The 18,970-nt window shown below is 68.5% G+C and carries 16 protein-coding genes; 4 read left to right on the top strand and 12 right to left on the bottom strand.

Going from position 1 to position 18,970, the window contains the following annotated elements; genetic code table 11:
- From FOB47_RS03615 to FOB47_RS03605, 3 genes are all read right to left on the bottom strand, one after another.
- Positions 1-1,428, bottom strand: a complete 1,428-nt coding sequence (locus tag FOB47_RS03615; RefSeq protein ID WP_174779978.1) for an FAD-binding oxidoreductase — start codon at positions 1,426-1,428, stop codon at positions 1-3.
- Positions 1,429-1,438: 10 nt separating this feature from the next.
- On the bottom strand, positions 1,439-2,458 hold the full coding sequence (locus FOB47_RS03610) for a DUF1338 domain-containing protein (protein WP_174779977.1): 1,020 nt from the start codon (positions 2,456-2,458) through the stop codon (positions 1,439-1,441).
- Between the two features lie 81 nt (positions 2,459-2,539).
- The gene (locus tag FOB47_RS03605) at positions 2,540-3,541 is read right to left on the bottom strand and encodes a Bug family tripartite tricarboxylate transporter substrate binding protein (RefSeq protein ID WP_053824172.1); all 1,002 of its coding nucleotides are present in this window, start codon (positions 3,539-3,541) and stop codon (positions 2,540-2,542) included.
- 181 nt (positions 3,542-3,722) lie between these two features.
- On the opposite strand from FOB47_RS03605, the gene FOB47_RS03600 reads away from it, so the two are divergent.
- The gene (locus FOB47_RS03600) at positions 3,723-4,637 is read left to right on the top strand and encodes a LysR substrate-binding domain-containing protein (protein WP_174779976.1); all 915 of its coding nucleotides are present in this window, start codon (positions 3,723-3,725) and stop codon (positions 4,635-4,637) included.
- Between the two features lie 87 nt (positions 4,638-4,724).
- On the opposite strand, the gene FOB47_RS03595 is transcribed toward FOB47_RS03600, so the two are convergent.
- Both FOB47_RS03595 and FOB47_RS03590 read right to left on the bottom strand, forming a co-directional pair.
- Positions 4,725-5,444: a GntR family transcriptional regulator gene (locus tag FOB47_RS03595; protein WP_053824674.1), complete on the bottom strand. Its 720-nt coding sequence runs from the start codon at positions 5,442-5,444 to the stop codon at positions 4,725-4,727.
- A gap of 218 nt (positions 5,445-5,662) precedes the next feature.
- Positions 5,663-6,637: a 2-dehydropantoate 2-reductase gene (locus tag FOB47_RS03590; RefSeq protein ID WP_174779975.1), complete on the bottom strand. Its 975-nt coding sequence runs from the start codon at positions 6,635-6,637 to the stop codon at positions 5,663-5,665.
- Between the two features lie 243 nt (positions 6,638-6,880).
- Between FOB47_RS03590 and FOB47_RS03585 the strand changes: the two genes are divergently transcribed.
- Positions 6,881-8,497: an OpgD/OpgG family glucan biosynthesis protein gene (locus FOB47_RS03585; protein ID WP_174779974.1), complete on the top strand. Its 1,617-nt coding sequence runs from the start codon at positions 6,881-6,883 to the stop codon at positions 8,495-8,497.
- A gap of 27 nt (positions 8,498-8,524) precedes the next feature.
- Here the strand turns inward: FOB47_RS03585 and FOB47_RS03580 are convergent, their stop codons facing one another.
- Together FOB47_RS03580 and FOB47_RS03575 are read right to left on the bottom strand one after the other, a co-directional pair.
- Entirely contained in the window at positions 8,525-10,582 is a 2,058-nt protein-coding gene (locus tag FOB47_RS03580) for a hypothetical protein (protein WP_174779973.1), read from the bottom strand.
- Between the two features lie 93 nt (positions 10,583-10,675).
- Positions 10,676-11,935, bottom strand: coding sequence for a hypothetical protein (locus FOB47_RS03575; protein WP_174779972.1), 1,260 nt, complete (start codon positions 11,933-11,935; stop codon positions 10,676-10,678).
- A 201-nt stretch (positions 11,936-12,136) separates the two neighbouring features.
- Between FOB47_RS03575 and FOB47_RS03570 the strand changes: the two genes are divergently transcribed.
- Positions 12,137-12,532 carry a hypothetical protein gene (locus tag FOB47_RS03570; RefSeq protein ID WP_064576941.1) on the top strand — a complete coding sequence of 132 codons (396 nt, stop codon included), beginning with the start codon at positions 12,137-12,139 and terminating at the stop codon, positions 12,530-12,532.
- A gap of 46 nt (positions 12,533-12,578) precedes the next feature.
- Here the strand turns inward: FOB47_RS03570 and FOB47_RS03565 are convergent, their stop codons facing one another.
- Both FOB47_RS03565 and FOB47_RS03560 read right to left on the bottom strand, forming a co-directional pair.
- Positions 12,579-13,052 carry a DUF2269 family protein gene (locus FOB47_RS03565; protein WP_053824178.1) on the bottom strand — a complete coding sequence of 158 codons (474 nt, stop codon included), beginning with the start codon at positions 13,050-13,052 and terminating at the stop codon, positions 12,579-12,581.
- The gene (locus FOB47_RS03560; protein ID WP_244959279.1) at positions 13,040-14,374 is read right to left on the bottom strand and encodes an SDR family oxidoreductase; all 1,335 of its coding nucleotides are present in this window, start codon (positions 14,372-14,374) and stop codon (positions 13,040-13,042) included. The genes FOB47_RS03565 and FOB47_RS03560 overlap by 13 nt, the downstream gene beginning before the upstream one ends.
- A gap of 51 nt (positions 14,375-14,425) precedes the next feature.
- On the opposite strand from FOB47_RS03560, the gene FOB47_RS03555 reads away from it, so the two are divergent.
- The gene (locus FOB47_RS03555) at positions 14,426-14,944 is read left to right on the top strand and encodes a hypothetical protein (protein WP_174779612.1); all 519 of its coding nucleotides are present in this window, start codon (positions 14,426-14,428) and stop codon (positions 14,942-14,944) included.
- 156 nt (positions 14,945-15,100) lie between these two features.
- Here the strand turns inward: FOB47_RS03555 and gdhA are convergent, their stop codons facing one another.
- The 3 genes from gdhA to phnY all read right to left on the bottom strand — a co-directional run bounded on the left by gdhA (position 15,101) and on the right by phnY (position 18,911).
- Positions 15,101-16,444: an NADP-specific glutamate dehydrogenase gene (gdhA, locus tag FOB47_RS03550; RefSeq protein ID WP_174779970.1), complete on the bottom strand. Its 1,344-nt coding sequence runs from the start codon at positions 16,442-16,444 to the stop codon at positions 15,101-15,103.
- Positions 16,445-16,568: 124 nt separating this feature from the next.
- The gene (locus tag FOB47_RS03545; protein ID WP_174779969.1) at positions 16,569-17,324 is read right to left on the bottom strand and encodes a DeoR/GlpR family DNA-binding transcription regulator; all 756 of its coding nucleotides are present in this window, start codon (positions 17,322-17,324) and stop codon (positions 16,569-16,571) included.
- Positions 17,325-17,447: 123 nt separating this feature from the next.
- Entirely contained in the window at positions 17,448-18,911 is a 1,464-nt protein-coding gene (gene phnY, locus FOB47_RS03540) for a phosphonoacetaldehyde dehydrogenase (protein ID WP_174779968.1), read from the bottom strand.
- Between the last annotated feature and the right edge of the window lie 59 nt (positions 18,912-18,970).

Below are 18,970 nucleotides of genomic sequence, written 5' to 3'. Positions count from 1 at the left end.
TCATTCGCCGTTGCCGAGCCACAGGCGGCTCAGCGTGCGGCGCGGATCGAGCCGCGACTGCATCGCGCCGACGTGGTCGAGCACGGCGTCCGCGGTGAAATCGCGATAGAAGCGTTCGTTGTACGGACCGATGCCGTGTTCCGCGCTGAAGCTGCCGTCGAAGCGCTCGACGGTCAGCCGGTACAGCTCGGCCCGGACCTCGGCCGCCACCGCCTCGTCGAAGGCCGGCGCATCCTGCAGCGGCCAGACCATGTTCAGGTGCACGCCGCCGTCGCCGAGGTGGCCGAAGTCGTAGATCCGCAGCCACGGCCAGCGCGCGGCGATCAATGCGCGCGCCTCGGCGCGGAACGCGGGGAAACGCGAGCGCGGCACCGACAGGTCCAGCGCGATGATCTTGCCTTCGTGGCGGATCGACTCGGTGATCGAATGGCGCAGGCGCCAGAGCGCCTCGGGCTTGCCGACCACCGCGTTGCCGATCAGCGTGCCGTAGTGGCGCTCCAGGAAGTCCATCAGCAGCGCCTCGAGATCGAGCCCGCCGGCGCGGCTCGGCATCGTCGACGACAGCTCGACCAGCATCGCGTAGTCGGCCCCATCCAGCTCGGCGAACGGGTCCTCGACATCGTCCAGGTGGCGCACCACAGCCTGCGCCGCTTCGCGCGAGATGCCCTCGCACGAGGACAGGAAATCGCCCAGCTCTGCGTTCAACGCCAGCAGCAGCGCCTCGAGCTCGGCCACGCCGGTGGGGACCAGCAGCGCGGTGGCGGTCTGCGCCGGCAGCGGATAGACCCGCAGCGTCGCCGCGGTGACCACGCCGAAGGCGCCGCCGGTGCCGACGAACAGCTGCTTGAAGTCGAAGCCGACATTGTTCTTGCGCAGCGCCCGGTTCAGGTCGAGCAGTTCGCCGGCGGGCTCGGCCAGCACGGCCTCGACGCCCAGCAGGTTCTGCCTGACGTCGCCGTACTTCAGCAGCCGCGCGCCGCCGGTATTGGCGGCGATCATGCCGCCGATGGTCGGGTCGGCGCCGAGGTCCACCGGGAAGAACAGGCCGTCCTGCGCGAGCCGCGTATTGAGCTCGCTGAGCAGCACGCCGGCGCCGACGGTCACCGACTGGTTCAGCGGGTCGACCTCGATGGCGCCCTTCAAACGCACGGTGCTCAGCACGATCTGCTCGCCGCCGGCATCGGGCGTCGACGCGCCGACCAGGCCGGTGTTCGCCCCCTGGGGCACCAGCCGCACGCCGAAGCGCTGTGCGGCGGCCACCACCGCCTGCACCTGCTCGCGCGTGGCCGGCCGCACCACCGCCGCGGCGGTGCCGGCGCCGTAGCGCGCGCCGGTCTCGTAGCCGGCGCGGTCGGTCGCATCGGTCAGCACGTCGAGGTCCGGATAGGCCTGCGACAGATACCCGATCAGCTCCTTGCTGGACGACATCTGCGCAGCCTCAGACCGTGGCCGCGGTCATCTTGAAGATGCCCTGCGCGTTGGAGGCATCGAAGCCCAGGTCGAGCTTGCTTTGGCTCGCGCCATCGGCGTAGCGGTCGCGCGTGATGAACTCGTAGAACGAGCCCGGCACCTCGCGCATCACGATCTCGCCCGCGGCGCCGACGAATTCGCGCATCACCGGATCGGCACGGAATGCGGTCTGCTTGACGCGGCCGCTGCCCGAGACCTCGACCTTCTCCTTGATCGGCCGGCCGAGCGCGCGCTGCTGGTCGCTCAGCGCAAACACGTCCTCGACGCGGTCGGTCGCATGGTTGAAGGCATTGCCCTCGGTGGCGATCCACGCCATCTCCGCCGATTCCTGCAGGATGCGCTGGTAGTCCTCGAGCCGCGGCGTGTCGTGATGGCGCTCGAAGCAGGCGGTGAGGTTGCGGATCACGTGGACGGCCTCGGCCAAAGGCAGCGTGCGGTCGCGGTCCAGCTTCCACAGCAGCGCGACCGTGTCCGGACGCAGCGGGTCGACCGAGGTCGAAACCACGCGGGTGACCGCCGCCTGCAGCTCCGCGCTGAAGCGCTCGGGGTGGAACTCGCTGACGAAGAACTGCGCGATGCCGTCCGGCGCGTCCTCGTGCGCGTAGGAGCGGCCGGTCATGCCGATGCGGTCCAGCGGATAGGTGCCGTTCAGGCGGTAACCCAGCGGCCGCAGGAAACGCGTAAAGGCGGCCTCGCCCGGAGGCAGCTGGCCATTGGCCCGCCACGCCACCGTGCGCAGCGCGCCATGGTCGAAATTGACCTTGCCGCCGGCCGCGGCGACATCCTCGGTGTACTCGCGCCCGGTCGGCACGCGGGTCAGGATGCCGTCGAACAGCACCACGTTCAGCGCGTGAGCGATTTCGGCACGGCTGGGCTGGCCGGCGGCACCGGCGGGCAGGCCCGCGGGCGTCTCGATCAGCGACAGCAGCTTGGCGGCCTTGGTCGCGCCCACGCAGGCGGATACCAGAGAGAGGATGTGGTCGGACATGGAGATCTTGCAGAGCAAAACGGGTGAAAAAAACGGCCGGCCTGCGCTTCAGGTCGCCGGCAGGCCGTGCGGGAATGGCGATCAGTCGATGGTCGCGCCGGATTGCTTCACGACCTCGCCCCACTTCTCGCGGTCGCGCTTGACCAGCTCGGCGAACTGGCCCGGCGTGTTGAAGGCGGGCTCGGCGCCGATATTGCGCATGCGGCCGAGGATCTTCGCGTCGTTCAGCGCGACCGCCAGATCCTTGGCGATCTTTTCGGCCACCGCCGGCGGCACGCCCTTCGGCGCGAACAGCCCGAACCACGGCGTCGCGTCGAAGCCCGGCACCGGACCGGCCGCGGCCACCGTGGGCACGTCCTGCAGCGCCGGCGAGCGCTGCGCCGAGGTCACGGCCAGCGGGCGCAGCTTGCCGGCGCGGATGAATTCGAGCGAGGCGGGCAGGTTGTCGAACATCACGTCGACATTGCCGGCCATCATGTCGGAGATCGCCGGACTGCTGCCCTTGTAGGGCACGTGGCTCATCTCGGTATGGGTCATGCGCTGGAACAGCTCGCCGGCCAGATGGGTCGAGGTACCGTTGCCGGCCGACGCCATGTTGACCTTCTTCGGATGGGCCTTCACGTAGGCGACGAAATCGGGCAGCGACATCACCTTCGAGCGCTCGGCGAACGACGGCGACATCACCAGCACATTCGGCACGCGGGCGACCAGCGACACCGGCGCGAAGTCGGCGACGTCGTAGGCCAGCTTGCGGTACAGCGTCGGATTGATGGCGAACTCGCCGACCGAGCCCATCAGCAGCGTGTAGCCGTCGGCCGGCGCCTTGGCCGCCAGGCTGGTGCCGACGATGCCGCCGGCGCCGGGACGGTTGTCGACGATGACCGGCTGGCCCCAGACCTTGGACAATTGATCGCCGATCAGCCGGGTTACCATATCGGTCGTCCCGCCCGGCGGGTACGGCACGACGATGCGGACGGCCTTGTTCGGAAAGTCCTGCGCCTGCGCAACGGCTGCGCTCGTCGGCACGGCCAGCGCGACTGCCGCGATGGCGGTCAGCATGCGGGACGGATTGATCGGTGTCATGCGGTCTCCTCCGGGGGCTCTTGCTGTGTTGGTATTGGCTTTGGTATTTGCTACGGCGCCGATTCTTTCTCATCGCCGAACCGCGCTCAAGCGAGAAATTTGCCGGGGCTGATGAGAAAAACGCATCAACTTCTGCACCGACCTCCCAACCACGTCCAAACACGTCACAACCATCGCGCCAATGGCTTTTCGCGTCCCCAGCCTGTCCAGTCTTCGCGCCTTCGAGGCCGCCGCCGCCCATCTGAATCTGCGCCGCGCGGCGGCCGATCTCTACGTCACCGAGAGCGCGGTGTCGCGGCAGATCGCCACGCTGGAAAGCCAGCTCGGCGTGCAGCTGTTCCATCGGGTCAACCAGCGGCTGACGTTGACGCCGGCCGGCAAGCTGTACAGCCGGCAGGTCCGCGAGACACTGCGCAAGCTGCAGCGCGATACGCTGGACATCATGGCGCACGAGGGCAGCGGCGGCATCGTCGAGCTGGCCTGCCTGCCGACGCTGGCGGTCGAATGGTTGATCCCGCGGCTGCCCGACTTCTATGCACGCCATCCGCAGGTGGTGCTGAACCTGACCGCGCGCTCCGACGTGTTCCTGTTCGACGGCACGGATTTCGACGCCGCCATTCACTTCGGCGAACCGCACTATCCGGGCGCGCGCGCCGATCCGCTGTTTCCCGAAGAGTCGGTGCCGGTCTGCCATCCCGACTACTTCGGCGGCCGCAAGCGCATCCGTCCGGCCGATATCGCCGGGGCGGAGCTGCTGCATCTGTCGACGCGCCAATTCGAGTGGGAACAATGGATGCGCCTGGCTGGCGTCGAGGATGTCAATGCGATGCGCGGCACGCGCTACGACCATCACAGCATGGTGATCGCCGCCGCGCGGGCCAAGCTCGGCATCGGGCTGGTGCCGCGCTTCCTGGTCGAGCGCTATCTGAACGAAGGGGAATTGGTGATGCCGGTGCCGCTGGCGATGCCGTCATCGGGCGGGTATTACCTCGTCTATCCCGAGATGCAGCCGGTCAGCGACGCGATGTCGCGGGTGCGGGAGTGGCTGCTGGAGTCGGCCTCGGAATTCGTGCGGGCGACGCAGGCGCGGGCATAAGGCCCGGGCATAAGGCGGGGACATGAAGCATGAAAAAAGGCCGGCGAGCCGGCCTTCGATGCTTGTGGGGCATGCCGCGGACAGCCGTCAGTCGAGAAAATCGCAGTTCTTCTCGACGTAGTCCGCCAGGTCAAGCGAATGCTGGCGCACCAGCCGTTCCGCCAGCTCGGTATCGCGCCGCTCCAGCGCCTCGATGATGCGCAGATGGTCGACGATCGAGCGCGCGGCGCGGTCGCTCTGCGAAATCGTCATCTTCCGGATCGCGCGGACGTGGATGAAGATGTTCTTGATCGTGTCCATGATGATCTGCGACTTCGACAGCTGCACGATCGCCTGATGGAACGCGATATTGGCGTCCGAATATTCCTCGATATGCTCGGCCGGCGTGGTATCGCGGAAGTTGTCGAACATATGCCGCAGCCGCGAGATTTCCTCGTCGGTCGCATGCAGCGTCGCCAGTCGCGCGGCCATGCTTTCCAGCGCGGCCCACATCTGGATCATCTCGACGATCTCGCGCTTGGTCTTGCGCATGATGTAGATGCCGCGGCGCGGCACCGTGCGCAGGAAACCTTCCTGCTCCAGCAGCGTCATCGCCTCGCGGATCGGCGTGCGGCTGACGCCGAGCGCCTCGCTGAGAACGCGCTCGTCCAGCCGGATCTCTTCGCGCGACTGGTAGATGTCGGCATCGGCGATTGCCTGCCGCAGCATCGCGTAGGCCTGGTCGCGCAGGCTCGCGCCGGCATTGATCGGCTGCAGGGACAGCGCCAGGCCCGGGGGAGGCGCATCTGAGGCAGTGGCGGAAGACATCTCGGCTTGACGTTGCGCGGGTTGCACGGACATGGGATCGCTCTTTCGATTTTTGTATATGGTATATCAGAACGCGTGCACCGCCACTTCGATCTGGCGGCATCGTCAAGGCGTGGCGGCGGCGCAACCGACCCGTTGCGCCGCCCCGGCCATGGTCACCGGCATGGCGGTCACCACGGCCAGCGCCATGGTGGCCGCCATGGCGGGCCCCGCCGCGCTCACGCCGCCTGCGCCATCCGCTCGCGCTGCTTGATCAGCGACAGCACGGCGTCGATCATCGGCGTCGGCTGGCCGACCAGCCGGCCCATCTCCTGCACCACGGTCAACAGCGGGTCGATTTCCATCGCCCTGCCCGCCTCCAGGTCCTGCAGCATCGACGTCTTGTGCGCGCCGACGGCGCCCGCGCCGTCGATCCGCCGTTCGACATCGACGCGGAAATGGACGCCGAAACGCTCGGCAATCGACTTGGCCTCCAGCATCATCTGGCGCGACAAGGCGCGCGTGCCTGGGTCGGAGGTGATGATGTCCAGCGTCGCATGGGTCAGCGCGCTGATCGGGTTGAAGCACAGATTGCCCCACAGCTTGAGCCAGATCTCGTTGCGGATATCCTCGCGCACCGGCGCCTCCAGGTCGGCGGCGATCATCGCCTCGCTGAGCCGCAGCACCCGTTCCGAGCGCGAGCCGTCAGGCTCGCCGAGCGGAAACTTCTTGCCGTAGACGTGGCGGATCACGCCCGGCGCGGCGATCTCCGCGGCGGGATACAGCACGCAGCCGATCGCCCGCTCCGGGCCGAAGCCGCTCCATTGCCGGCCGCCCGGATCGACGCTCTGCAGCGTGGTGCCGGCCAGTTCGCCGCCGTGCCGATAGAAATACCAATAGGGAATGCCGTTGACACCGGTGACGATCGCGGTATCCGGCCCCAGCAGCGGCTGCATCAGGTCGACGACGCCCGGCACCGAATGCGCCTTCAGCGTGATGAACACATAGTCCTGCTGGCCCAGTTCACGCGGATCGGACGTGCAGCGCACCTTCTGCACCCGCTCCTCGCCGTCGATCAGCAGCTTGACGCCGTTCGCCTGCATCGCCGCCAGATGCGGCCCGCGCGCGACGAAGCTGACATCGACGCCCGCCCCGGCCAGTTGCGCGCCGATGTAGCCGCCGATGGCGCCGGCGCCGTAGATACACACCTTCATGGCTGTCTCCCGTGCTTTTTGTGGATTGGATCTTTTGATATATCACATACTATATTTCACAAGCACGGAATCACAACCTCTATTTGCATGCCGCGGAGTGACGGCTGCGCCGTGACCATGCGGTACCATGCTGCGTTCTGTCGTGCCCGCGGCGTCCGCTTCCCCACGGAGCGGTCGAACTTTTTGCGCCAGCGGGCGTCTTTTCTGCAACTTCATTGAAGGCGCCAGACGCCGAATCACCGCATGCCGAAAATGAACCGACGGACCGTGCTGGTCTCCGCCGCCGCCACTGCTGCGCTCGCGGCACTGGGCATTCCCGCTTCCGCGCTGGCCGCCGGCCGCATCAAGCTGGCCAAGGGCCAACCGTTCACCCATGAGGGCCTGGTCGAACTGGCCCGCACCATGGCGAGCCGGCCGTACGTCGCACCGCCCTCGCCGCCGGCCGACATCCTGGCCAGGATCGACTACGAGGAACACGGCAAGATCCGCTATCGCACCGACGATGCGCTGTTCGCCGATGGCCCGGGCCAGTTCCCGGTGACGTTCTTCCACCTGGGCACCTTCTTCCGCGTGCCGGTACGGATGCATCTGGTCGAGACCAGTGGAGGGGCCGCGGGCACTGCGCGCGAGATCGTCTACGACGAGTCGTATTTCGACATGCCGGCCAACAGCCCGGCGCGCAAGCTGCCGCGCGGCAGCGGCTTCGCCGGCTTCCGCTTCCAGGAGAGCCGGCTCGGCGACCAGAAGAAGCTCGACTGGCGCAAGAACGACTGGGTCGCCTTCCTCGGCGCCTCGTACTTCCGCGCGATCGGAGAGCTCTATCAGTACGGCCTGTCGGCGCGCGGCATCGCGGTCGATGTCGCGCAGCCGGACAAGCCCGAGGAATTCCCGTCCTTCACCCATTTCTATTTCGAGGCGCCGCGCGACGGCAGCGATACCGTCACCGTGCACGCGCTGCTCGATGGGCCAAGCGTCACCGGCGCCTACCGCTTCACGATGCAGCGCGCCAAGGGCGTGGTGATGGATGTCGATTGCGCGCTGTTCCTGCGTAAGGACGTCGGCCGGCTGGGGCTGGCGCCGCTGACCTCGATGTTCTGGTACTCGGAGTCGGTCAAGCGCACCGGCGTCGACTGGCGGCCCGAGGTGCACGACTCCGACGGGCTGGCGATGTGGACCGGCGCCGGGGAGCGCATCTGGCGTCCGTTGAACAACCCACCGCGCACCATCGCGTCCGCGTTCGGCGACGACAACCCGCGCGGCTTCGGTCTGCTGCAACGCGACCGCAATTTCGACCACTACCAGGACGGCGTCTTCTACGAGCGCCGGCCCAGCCTGTGGGTCGAGCCGCGCGATGGCTGGGGCGCGGGCACCGTGCAGCTGGTCGAGATCCCGACCGATGACGAGATTCACGACAATATCGTCGCGATGTGGGTGCCGAAGGCGCCGGCCAAGGCCGGCAGCGCCTATCGCCTGCGCTACCGCCTGCACTGGCTGGCCGACGAGCCCTACCCGACGCCGCTGGCCCGCTGCGTGGCCACGCGCATGGGCAACGGCGGCCAGCCCGGCCAGCCGCGCCCGCCGGGCGTACGCAAGTTCATGGTCGAGTTCAAGGGCGCGCCGCTCGAGGGCCTGCCGTTCGGCACCAAGCCCGAGGCCGTGCTGTGGGCCTCGCGCGGCAAGTTCTCGTACATCTTCACCGAGGCCGTGCCCAACGGCGTGCCGGGCCACTGGCGCGCACAGTTCGACCTGACCGTCGATGGCGACGAGCCGGTCGACATGCGGCTGTTCCTGCGTCTGAACGGCAAGCCGCTGTCGGAGACCTGGCTGTATCAGTACCACCCGTTCCGCACGAACGCCTGATCGGCCGTGCCGGCCGGCCCGGCCGCGTCACTGCACGCGAACGGGCGAGGGCTCGGCCGGCATCGGCATTGCCGGCGCCGCGACCAACGGGGTCCGCTCCGTCGCCTCGGTGGCGGGCACCATTGCCGGCACCATCGGGGGCATGACGGTGGTCGGCACTGGCGCGCGCCGTGCCGCGTCGGCCCCGCCCAGCCCCAGCCAGCGGCGCAGGCCGGCAGGCAGTTTCCCACCCAGATACGCGAAGACGCCGCTGCGGCGCTGGTACTCCAGCCGCATCGGCGTCTTGCCTTCGATGAAGTCCTGGAACAGCTGCCGCAGCAGCGCGAGCACCGCGTCGTCGCTGCGCACGCTCATGCCGTCGATCATCTTTCTCAGTGCCGCCTCTTCGGTGGCAGAGGCGCAGCACCGCGTCCTTTCGATCAGGGTACGGCGGTCATCGGCGTAGACGGCGTCGAGCCGCACCGACGAGCGCAGCTCCAGTGCCTGCATCAGGGCGCGGTCCATCTCGAGCGCGGCCAGGATCTCCCACAGTGCGCCTCTGGCGACCGGCTGCTCGTGATCGAGCAAGGTGTGCAGCAGCACATCGATGGCCAGCAGGCGGTTGCCGCGCAGGTCTTCCACGGTGGGGTTACGCCCGGCATCGGCGAATTGCTGCGCCTGCGCGCGAGCCTGTCGATCTCGCGCCGATTCCGCGCGGCCAAGGCACCGGTCCCGATAGAGGCGTACACAGGCAACCAGCAGCCACGCGGTACCCGCCAGCAGCGCGACGGCGCCGACGATGATGCCGACCGGTGGTATCAGCGCGAATACCGTCGTGGCCACGATCGCGGCGACACCGATGCCGACGGACACCGCACCGTATATCGTGCGGACCCTGGCCCACCAGACCTTGCTCCGCTCCGCCGCTTCGATGGCCTGGAACGCCTGCTCGCGGTGATGCATCAGGATGTCGATCAGTTCGTTGGCACGCTCGATGTCCGCCCGTCTGGCGAGTTCCGCCTGTCGCGCTTGCTGCGAACGTTGCCCTCGTTGCGCCGGCTCCGCCGATTCGCTGCGCGCCGCTTCGTAAAAGGCATCGGCGATGGCGGCCGTGCGCTGCAGTCGATGGTCCGGCGTCAGCCATTCCGACGCGCGCGCACGGGCTGCGCGGAGATCGTCGAGCCGGCGCGCGGACTGATACCAGCTCAGCAACCCGGCGGCCATCTGCAGCACACCCATCGCCACGCTGAACACGCCACCGGCGATGCCGACCGCCGCCATGTCCACGCCCGGAACGCCGGCCCTTCCGATCGCCGAGGCAACGGTGCATCCGCTGCCGCCCAACTGAATGACGACGTCACGCGCGGCGGCCACGCCCATCGTCCGGATATTGTCATCCGCCTGCCCCAGTTCGTTGGCCGCCTGCTCGTACAGGGCGTAGTGCTCGAGGTCGTTGTTCAGGTCCAGCGCCTGCTTCTCGAGCCCGATCCTGACGTCCCGCAGTTCGAGCGCGATATCGGCCAGCATCCTCGGCGAACCGCCGGCATCTGGCACATGCCGGGCCGGCGGCAACAACAGATTGCCGCCTTCGCCGGCCGGCAAACCCCGCAAAGGCGCTTGCAATTCCCGCTGCCTGGCCAGCAGCCAACCTATCCGGCCCTGCCGCACGGCATCGGTCTGGACGAACCGGGCATGACCCTGTGCGTATTGCCGTTGGCGTTCATTCAGCGCCGCCTTCTTCCAGCCCGCCTTCCATGTCAGGTGGAACACCCCGGCCGCTTCGACGACGGCGAAGACGGCGCCGGCAACGCCGGCCTCGCTGGTCGCCGGCACGACGGACGTGATGGAAAGCGTGTCGATTTTCCCGGTGACGAACGCGCCGACCTGCAGCCCGGCTCTTCCCGTCGTCGCGCCTCCCCACACCGCGTACGTGACCTCGTTGAGCAGGTGCCATTCCCTCGACCGGGACAGCCTGGCGTGCGTCGCGAACGCCGGAGGCCATTGCCGGCCGGAACCGCTGGCCATCGATTCCCGATTGCCGGCGACGTGTTCCAGGCGCGGAGGCGATGCCTCATGTAGAACCGAACCATACGCGTTGATCGGCATGGTTTCCTCCAGTGATCTGCGGTGCTTCAGGGAAGGCGCATGTCCGGACCGCGTTGGCCGCCGCGTCGGCAACCTCGCGCGCGGACTGGCGGACTAGACCATATGGGCAGGCAATCGATCGGCCTGCGGTACGGCCCTGGCCTGGGCGCCGGTCCAGGCGCGCAGCCGCGAGGCCGACGGCCCGGCGCCAGGCACGGATAGCGGCAGACAGGCGAGCTCTTCGTCGCCGCAGGCAGCCATATGGAGGTCCGATCCCGCTGCGCGCAACCGGCCGAGCCGGGACAGCAAATCGATCAGCAGGTCCGTCGGATCGCCGATCGTGAAGGCGGCGTCGAAGTCGTTGCCGAGATGGCTCAGCGCCTGACGTAGCCCGCGCAGCGCGACATAGTCCTCGCCGCGCAGATCGGGCGGCATGGCCCGATAGATCGTTTCCCAACGTCGGACCGATCCGGGCACGTCGGCGGGATTGATTCTCTGCGCCAGCTGCGCAAGAACGCGCGATCTGGCGAAGCGGATCTCGTCGTTGCCTGGCAGCAACCGAACGGCAAAGTCGGTCAGCATGTCGAGAGACGCGGTGTCGTCATGCGGTATCCAGCGGGCGAAATGGCGCATCAACTCGAGAGCCCACGATTCGGAGTGTTCTCGCGCCCGCTCGAGCGCCGCGACGATCAGGTACCGCCTGTCCTCCGGGGACATCGCGCCCGCCATCGACACGATCGCTTTCATGGCCCACTCCCGTACCGAAGGCGGCTGCATGGCCAGCACGTCGGTGGTCGACCGGACCTGAGCGGGCCGCCGCATGCCCGCGATACGCCGGGCGATGGCATCTTCGTCCTGGTATTGCCGCATCGTCGCGATGGTGTTGCACGCGAGATGAAAGAACCGGCATGTGGCGGACAGCGGCGATCCACTGAACGCGAAATGCCGGTCGCAAGCCGGCACCTTCGCCAGCACCTCGCACAGCAGCTCAAGGGGAAGATCGAGCAACAGAGACCGCGAGGCACGCTGCGCTGCCTGCGGCGGCGGGTCCGCCGCGGCCGGTCGGATGCCGCCACCGGCACGACACGGTTTGTCCGGACCCGCACGCAGTTCCGAACTGGCGCACCGCTTCATCGCATTCGGCGAATTGCGCCGCAGAAGGGACACGACCGCATGCCATGCGCCCGACACGCGGTCTGCCGACGACCGCGATGGAAACGGCCTGGCCGGCGAAGGGTGACATCGCAGGCGGACGGCGCTGCCGCCGGCCTGCACCGCCATCGTCGCAGCGCTGCCCAGGGGAACGGTGTCCGCCTCGCGCGGCGGCCGGTGGTCAACGACCGCGGGCGAAATGGCGGTAGGCGTGCCGGTCATGATGGCTCCTGACGAAGGGATCGATCGGACCGCCAGGCCCTGGCGGTGCCAGTACCGGGTCGCTCGCCGATACTGTTCAGCAGTGTTGGCCGAAGTGTTAGCGAACTGTTAAGTTCGATTCGCAGGTTTTAGTTTTGAGTGGCCTACCTTGGCCCGCGTTGTGCTTGTCCATGTCGAGATCCCCCTGCGAGGAGAGAAATCATGCTGTTCCATCGACATGGTGTTTGCGCGGCGTTGCTGGCGCTGGGCACGGCATGGGCCGCCACCGCCGCCGCCCAGCCGGCGAATGTGCCAACCGAATCCGAACGCGGCAGCGGCAGCCAGATGTCGCGCCAGCCCAAGGCCGTGACCCAGCCGTCGACCCGCGAGGGCGAAGCGATCCGCTCGAATCCGGGCGGCCTCGGCAAGCTCGGCGATCCGCTGCCCAACCCGCCCGGCGGCAAGGACGAGCCGTCGCCGCGCACCCAGGCCTCCGGCGCCGCGCCGTCGCCACCGCCCGCGCCGCTGAAGGGCCGCGAGCGCAAGGGCAGCGGCGGCGCGGCGATCGACCAGGCGCGCGAGCCCAGCACCGATCCGCGCGAGACCGGCGCGCGCTGACGCCGGCCGCCGGAGGCAGGCGCGTGGACGGCTTCGCCCGCGCGCTTCAGAACAGCGTGGCCGGCTTGGCGATCATCAGATAGAAGATCGCCAGGAAGCTGAACAGCGCCGGCACACCGAGCGCGAACCACCAGCGGAAGTACCGCCAGTAGGCCGGCGGCAGCGGCGTGCGCGCGCCTGCCGCTGCCGCGGACACGGTGCGCATCCGCATCTGCAGCCAGACTACCGGCAGCCAGCAGGCGATGGCGACGACGTACAGCACGATCGATACGCGCAGCCACGCCAGCTCCCATGAAAAATTGGCGATGCGCATCAGCATGTAGCCCGTGACCGGCTGCAGGATTGCCGTGCTGGTGGTGAACAGCCAGTCGGCGATCACCACATGGCGCGAGGTCACCGCGACCGCGTGGCTGTCGCGCGTCAGCGAGGCGGCCAGCAGATAGAAGGCGCTGCCCACGCCGGTGCCGAACAGCAGCGTGCTGCCGACGACGTGGATCCATTTGACGATCATGTAGTCCATCGCTTGCGCTCCAGCGTACCCAGCAGCCACAGCACGGCCAGCATGGGCAGGTTCTTGGTCAGCGGGCCATAGGGATGCAGCCAGAACTCGGGCAGCCGCACGCTGATGATCACGGTGTAGCCGAGGATCAGCGCGGCCTGCGCGGCCCAGATCCACGGAAAGCGCCAACGCGCGGGGGCGAAGCACATCAGCCCGAACAGCAGGTCCAGGCCGGCCGCGCCGTACAGCGCCAACGGCCGCAGCGCCTGCGGTACGCCGGCGCGCGCCAGCAACGCGTAGCTGTCCTCGACCGGATAGAGCCCGAGCGACACGATGCCGGTGACGATCCAGACCAGCGCGACGGCGGTGCGCAGGATCGGCAATTGCCAGCCGAGCACGGCCTGCGTGCGCGCGGCCTCGCGCCAACGCGCGGGCACGAAGTCGCGAACCGCACGCGGCGGACGGCCGAGCAGCCGATGCATCAGCTCCGGGTCGCCGGTATTGCCGCGCGCCAGCATCGCCAGCGCATCCTGGTTCAGCGGCAGCCCGGGCGCCAGCCGCGTCGTCAGCGGCAGGCTGGCGCGGACCAGTGCGTCGGGCATCGGCACCACGCGCAGCCGGCCGGGCTGCCCAAGCGCGCTGCGCAATTGGCCGAGATAGTCGCGCAGGTCCAGCGCAGTCGGTCCGACCACAGGGATGCGGCCTTGCGGCCAATCCGGGCGCATTGCCGCCGCACCGCCCGGATTGCCGTCGGCCATCGTGGCCAGCCTGACGATCGTGGTCACCACATCGTCCAGATGGACCGGCTGCACGCGCTGCCTGCCGCCCCCGGGCAACGGCAGCAGCGGCATCGTCGCCAGCGTGCCGAACATCCGCGCGCTGACGCCGCCCGGCCCGTAGACCAGCGAGGGCTGCAGGATCGCCGCGGGCAGGCCAAGATCAGCGAGGTAATCGTCGGCGGCCTTCTTGCTCAGGTGGTAGGGCGTGGTGGCCTGCTCGTCCGCGCCCAGCGCGGAGATCTGGATCACCGCGCGGACGCCCGCGCGCGCGCAGGCGGCGAACAGCGCGATCGGCGCGCGCCGGTGCAACAGCTCGAAGGTCTGCTCGCCGCGCTCGGCGAAGATGCCGACCGCATTGACGACGACGTCGACGCCGTCGAGCAGCGGCAGCCATGCCTGCGCATCGGTCAGCGCGCCGAAATCGACGGCACGGAATTCGCATGAGCCGAGGTCGCGCGGGGCCTTCGCCGGGTCGCGCACGCCGCAGAGGACCCGGCAGCCGGCGCGTGCCAGCGCCGAGGCAATCGCGGCGCCGATAAAGCCGCTGGCGCCGGTCAGCAGCACCGTGGGACGCGCGGTGCCGCCCGTCGCCGCATCCCGTTCCGAGGAACCGACATGAGCGCCATCCAGGATTTCGTCGGCCGGAGCCTCGCCTCCGGCACCAGCGCCAGCGTGCTGTCCACCATCGCCCTGGCCTGCGGCGGCCATTTCGATTGCCGCAACACGCTGGCGCCGGTCAATGCGGTCAGCCACTGGGTCTGGGGCGATCGCGCGATCCATGCCAATGGTCCGGCCTGGCGCTATACCGCGGTGGGATACGTGATCCATCATGCGATGTCGGTATTCTGGGCCGCGTTCTACGAAGCCTGGGTGGGCCGCTCGCCGCAGCCGCAGCGGCCCGCGGCGGCGATCCTGGCCGGGCTTGCGGTCGCGGCCGCCGCCTGCGTGGTCGACCTGCGCCTGACGCCGAAACGGCTGACGCCGGGCTTCGAGCGGCGCCTGTCGCCGTGGTCGCTGGCACTGGTCTATGTCGCCTTCGGGCTCGCGCTGCCGCTGGTCACGCTGTGCCGGCCGCGCCAGCGCCAAGATGCAAGAGCCATTCCGGCCGCGGGCGCCGTGGCCGACAGCGACTGACAAAAAAGAAAGCGGGCCCGAAGGCCCGCTGTGCGGTGCGGTATCGCGGCGCGCCGGCGGCGCGTTCTTACACGGGCTTGCAGAATTGCCACGCCACCAGCGGCGTCGCGGCAACGCCGGCAAGAAGCTACATCGCCCGCGCGACGGACCCGATCGTCAGATCACGCCCTGCGCCAGCATGGCGTCGGCCACCTTGACGAAGCCGGCGATATTGGCGCCTTCGACATAGTTGACATAGCCGTCGTCCTTGCGTCCGTGATGGATGCAGTTCTGATGGATGTCCTTCATGATGAAGTGCAGCTTGGCGTCGACCTCGGCGTGATGCCATGACAGGCGCATCGCGTTCTGCGACATCTCCAGGCCCGACGTCGCGACGCCGCCGGCATTGCTGGCCTTGCCGGGCGCGTAGAGGATGCGCGCGGCCAGGAAATGGTCCACCGCCTCCAGCGTCGACGGCATGTTGGCGCCCTCGGCCACGCAGAACACGCCGTTGGCCAGCAACCGCTTCGCATCCTCGCCGCCGAGCTCGTTCTGCGTCGCGCACGGCAGCGCGATGTCGGCCGGCACATGCCACGGCGTGCGGCCCGCCTCGAAGCGCAGGCCCTGGCGCTCGGCGAAGTCCGACAGACGGCCCCGCTCCTCGTTCTTGAACGCCATCAGCGCGGCCAGCTGCTCGTCGTTCATGCCTTCCGGATAGTGCAGCACGCCGCCCGAATCGGACACCGTCAGCACCTTGGCGCCCAGTTCGATCGCCTTCTGCGCCGCGTATTGCGCGACGTTGCCCGAGCCGGAGATCAGCACGCGCTGGCCGTCGAAGTCGCGGCCGGTCCGGTGCAGCATCTCCTGCGCGAAATAGACGGTGCCGTAGCCGGTCGCCTCGGGACGCATCAGGCTGCCGCCGAAGGCCAGGCCCTTGCCGGTGAAGACGCAGGCCGACTGGTTCGACAGCTTCTTCATCATGCCGGCCATGAAGCCGACCTCGCGGCCACCGACGCCGATGTCGCCGGCCGGGACATCGGTGTCCGCGCCGAGATGGCGATACAGCTCGGTCATCAGCGCCTGGCAGAAGCGCATCACCTCGCCGTCCGACTTGCCCTTGGGATCGAAATCCGAACCGCCCTTGCCGCCGCCCATCGGCAGTGTCGTCAGCGCATTCTTGAAGGTCTGCTCGAAGCCGAGGAACTTGAGCACCGACAGGTTGACGGTCGGGTGGAAGCGCATGCCGCCCTTGTACGGCCCGATGGCCGAGCTGTGCTGCACGCGGAACGCCCTGTTGACCTGCACCTTGCCCTGGTCGTCGGTCCATGCCACACGGAACTGGATCACGCGCTCGGGTTCGACCAGCCGTTCCAGCAGGGCCTGGTCGGCGTAGCGCGGATTGCGCTCGACGAACGGCCACAGGGTCATCATCACTTCCTTGACCGCCTGCTGGAACTCGGGCTGGTCAGGATCGCGCCGGGCCACGCCGGCAAGGAAGGCTTCGAGGGTCGGAAGGCTCACGGCTGTCTCTGTCGATTTTCTTGAGTTGGAGCGCGACTTTAGCACCGAAATGGTGAATTTCGACAGTCAAAAGTGTTGTGACCCCGAGCGAAAAAATGCCGGACCGGGCGTTCCGGCCCGCGCTTCAGGCAATCAGCAGCGCCGGCCCGCGGCGCTTGAGCGCCTCGGCCAGCGGGGCCTCGGGGGCCATGTCGCTGATCAGATAGGCGGCCTTGTCGAAGTGCCTGACCTGCACGCCGGTATGGCGGCCGTACTTGGTATGGTCGGCCACCACGCATGGCACGCTGGCCGACAGCAGCATACGGCCGCGCAGCTCGGCCGCGGGCCGCGAATACTCGCTGACCTCGCCGTCGTTGCTGATGCCGCCGATGCCGATGAAGGCGAAATCGGCGTGATAACGCGACAGCTGCTCGACGGTGTCCCAGCCGTTGGTGGCGTCCTCGTTGTCCTGCAGCTCGCCGCCCAGCACGACCACGCGGTTGCCATTGCGGCGCCCGAGCAGCAGCGCGATCGACAGGTCGTTGGTATAGACAAGCAGGTTGTGGTGGCCGAGCAGCGCCTGCGCGACCGCATGGGTGGTGGTCCCGTAGTCGATGATCACCGAGGCGCCGTCGGGCACCAGCTCGGCGGCGCGCACGCCGATCGCGCGCTTGCCTTCGGCATTGACGGCCGCCCGCGTCTGCGTATCGGCCTCGGCGCGGTTCGACGCCAGCGCCCCGCCGTGCGTCAGCACCAGCAGGCCGCGCGCGGCCAGCGCATTGAGGTCGCGGCGAACGGTCTCGCGCGACACGCCGAACTCGGCGACCAGCTGGCCGATCTGCAGCGCGCCGCTGGCGGCCAGCTGGTCGAGGATGTATTTCTGCCGTTGTTCGGCCAGCACGGGGACTCCGGGGCTTGTGGAAGGTGCGGGAATTTTAGCCGAGCGTCATGACAGGACGGCGGGGCAACGGTGCACGCCGCTTGCCCGCTCCCCCGCCCCTCACCCCGTCCCTCACCCCGACCCTCACCCCCACGGCATCGTGATCGACTTCAAGTTGGTGAAGCTCTTGATCGCCTCCTGCACGCCTTCCTTGTAGCCGAGCCCCGAATCCTTGATGCCGCCGAACGGCGTCAGCTCGATGCGGTAGCCGGGCACCTCCCACAGATTGACCGTGCCGACATGCAGCTCGTTGGCAAAGCGCGTGAAGTCCTCGATGCGGTTGGTGCAGATGCCCGAGGACAGGCCGAAGGCCGTGCCGTTGGAGATGCGGATCGCCTCGTCGATATCGCGGAAGGTGATGATCGGCGAGACCGGGCCGAAGGTCTCCTCGCCCACCAGCGTCATCGCGGGATCGACGCGATCGACCACTGTCGGCGCGTAGCGCGCGCCGTCGCGCTGGTTGCCGATCAGCAGCCGCGCGCCCTGCGCCACCGCCTCGTTGACGCGCGCCTCGAACAGCGCCGCGGCCTGGGCATCGATCACCGTGCCCATGTCGACGCCGCGGTCCATCGGGTCGCCGTATTTCCACGCCCGGGTCTTCTCGACCACCAGCTCGGTAAAGCGCGCGGCGACGGCCTGATGCACCAGCATGCGCTTGACCGCGGTACAGCGCTGGCCGGAGTTCTTGTACGAGCCCTGCACCGCGAGGTCGGAGGCGCGGTCGAGGTCGGCGTCGTCCATCACGATCAGCGGATCGTTGCCGCCGAGCTCCAGCACCACGCGCTTGTAGCCGGCCTTGGCGGCGATGTACTTGCCGATCGCCACGCCGCCGGTGAAGGTGATCAGGTCCACCGCCGGATGCGTGATCAGCTCGTCCGCGATCTCGGCCGGATCGCCGGTCAGCACCTGCAGCATCTGCGGCGGCAAGCCGGCCTCGACCAGCAGATCGGCCAGGTAGTACGCGGACAGCGGCACCTTCTCGGACGGCTTGAGCACCATTCGGTTGTTGGTGGCGATCGACGGCGCGACCTTGTGCGCGACCTGGTTCATCGGGTGGTTGAACGGCGTGATCGCGGTGATCACGCCCAGCAGCGGCTCGCGCTGCGTCATCACGCGGCGCTTCTTGCCGTGCGGTGTCAGGTCGCACGAGAACATCTGCCCGTCGTCGCGCAGCGCCTCGTTGGCGGCGAAGTTCAGCACATCGGCGACGCGGCCGATCTCGTACAGCGAATCCTTCTTCGACAGACCCGACTCGAGCGTGATCAGGTCCGAGGCCGGCTCGGTACGCTCGCGCAGCAGCGCGGCGGCGCGATCGAGGATCGCGGCGCGCTCGTAGCGGGTCAGCGTCGAGCGATAGGCGCGCGCCACCGCGTAGGCGCGCCGCACGTCCTCGACGGTCGCCTTCGGCACCGTGCCGACCAGCGTGCCGTCGTAGGGATTGCGCACTTCGATGACGCGGTCGCGCACGACCCGCTCGCCGTCGATACGCAGCGCTTCGGCGCGGAAATGCGGGCTGACCTGGGCGGCGGGAAACTGGGGGGCGTTCATGTTCGGGGCTCCGTGAGGTGCAGGCAAGGGTGATGCGATTCGGACCGGCCGGGCCGGGC

This window comes from Cupriavidus gilardii, assembly GCF_013347325.1.
Taxonomy (GTDB): Bacteria; Pseudomonadota; Gammaproteobacteria; order Burkholderiales; family Burkholderiaceae; genus Cupriavidus; species Cupriavidus gilardii.
The sequence above is the reverse complement of the archived record's forward strand: the minus strand, read 5'-3'. Positions and strand labels throughout refer to the sequence as shown.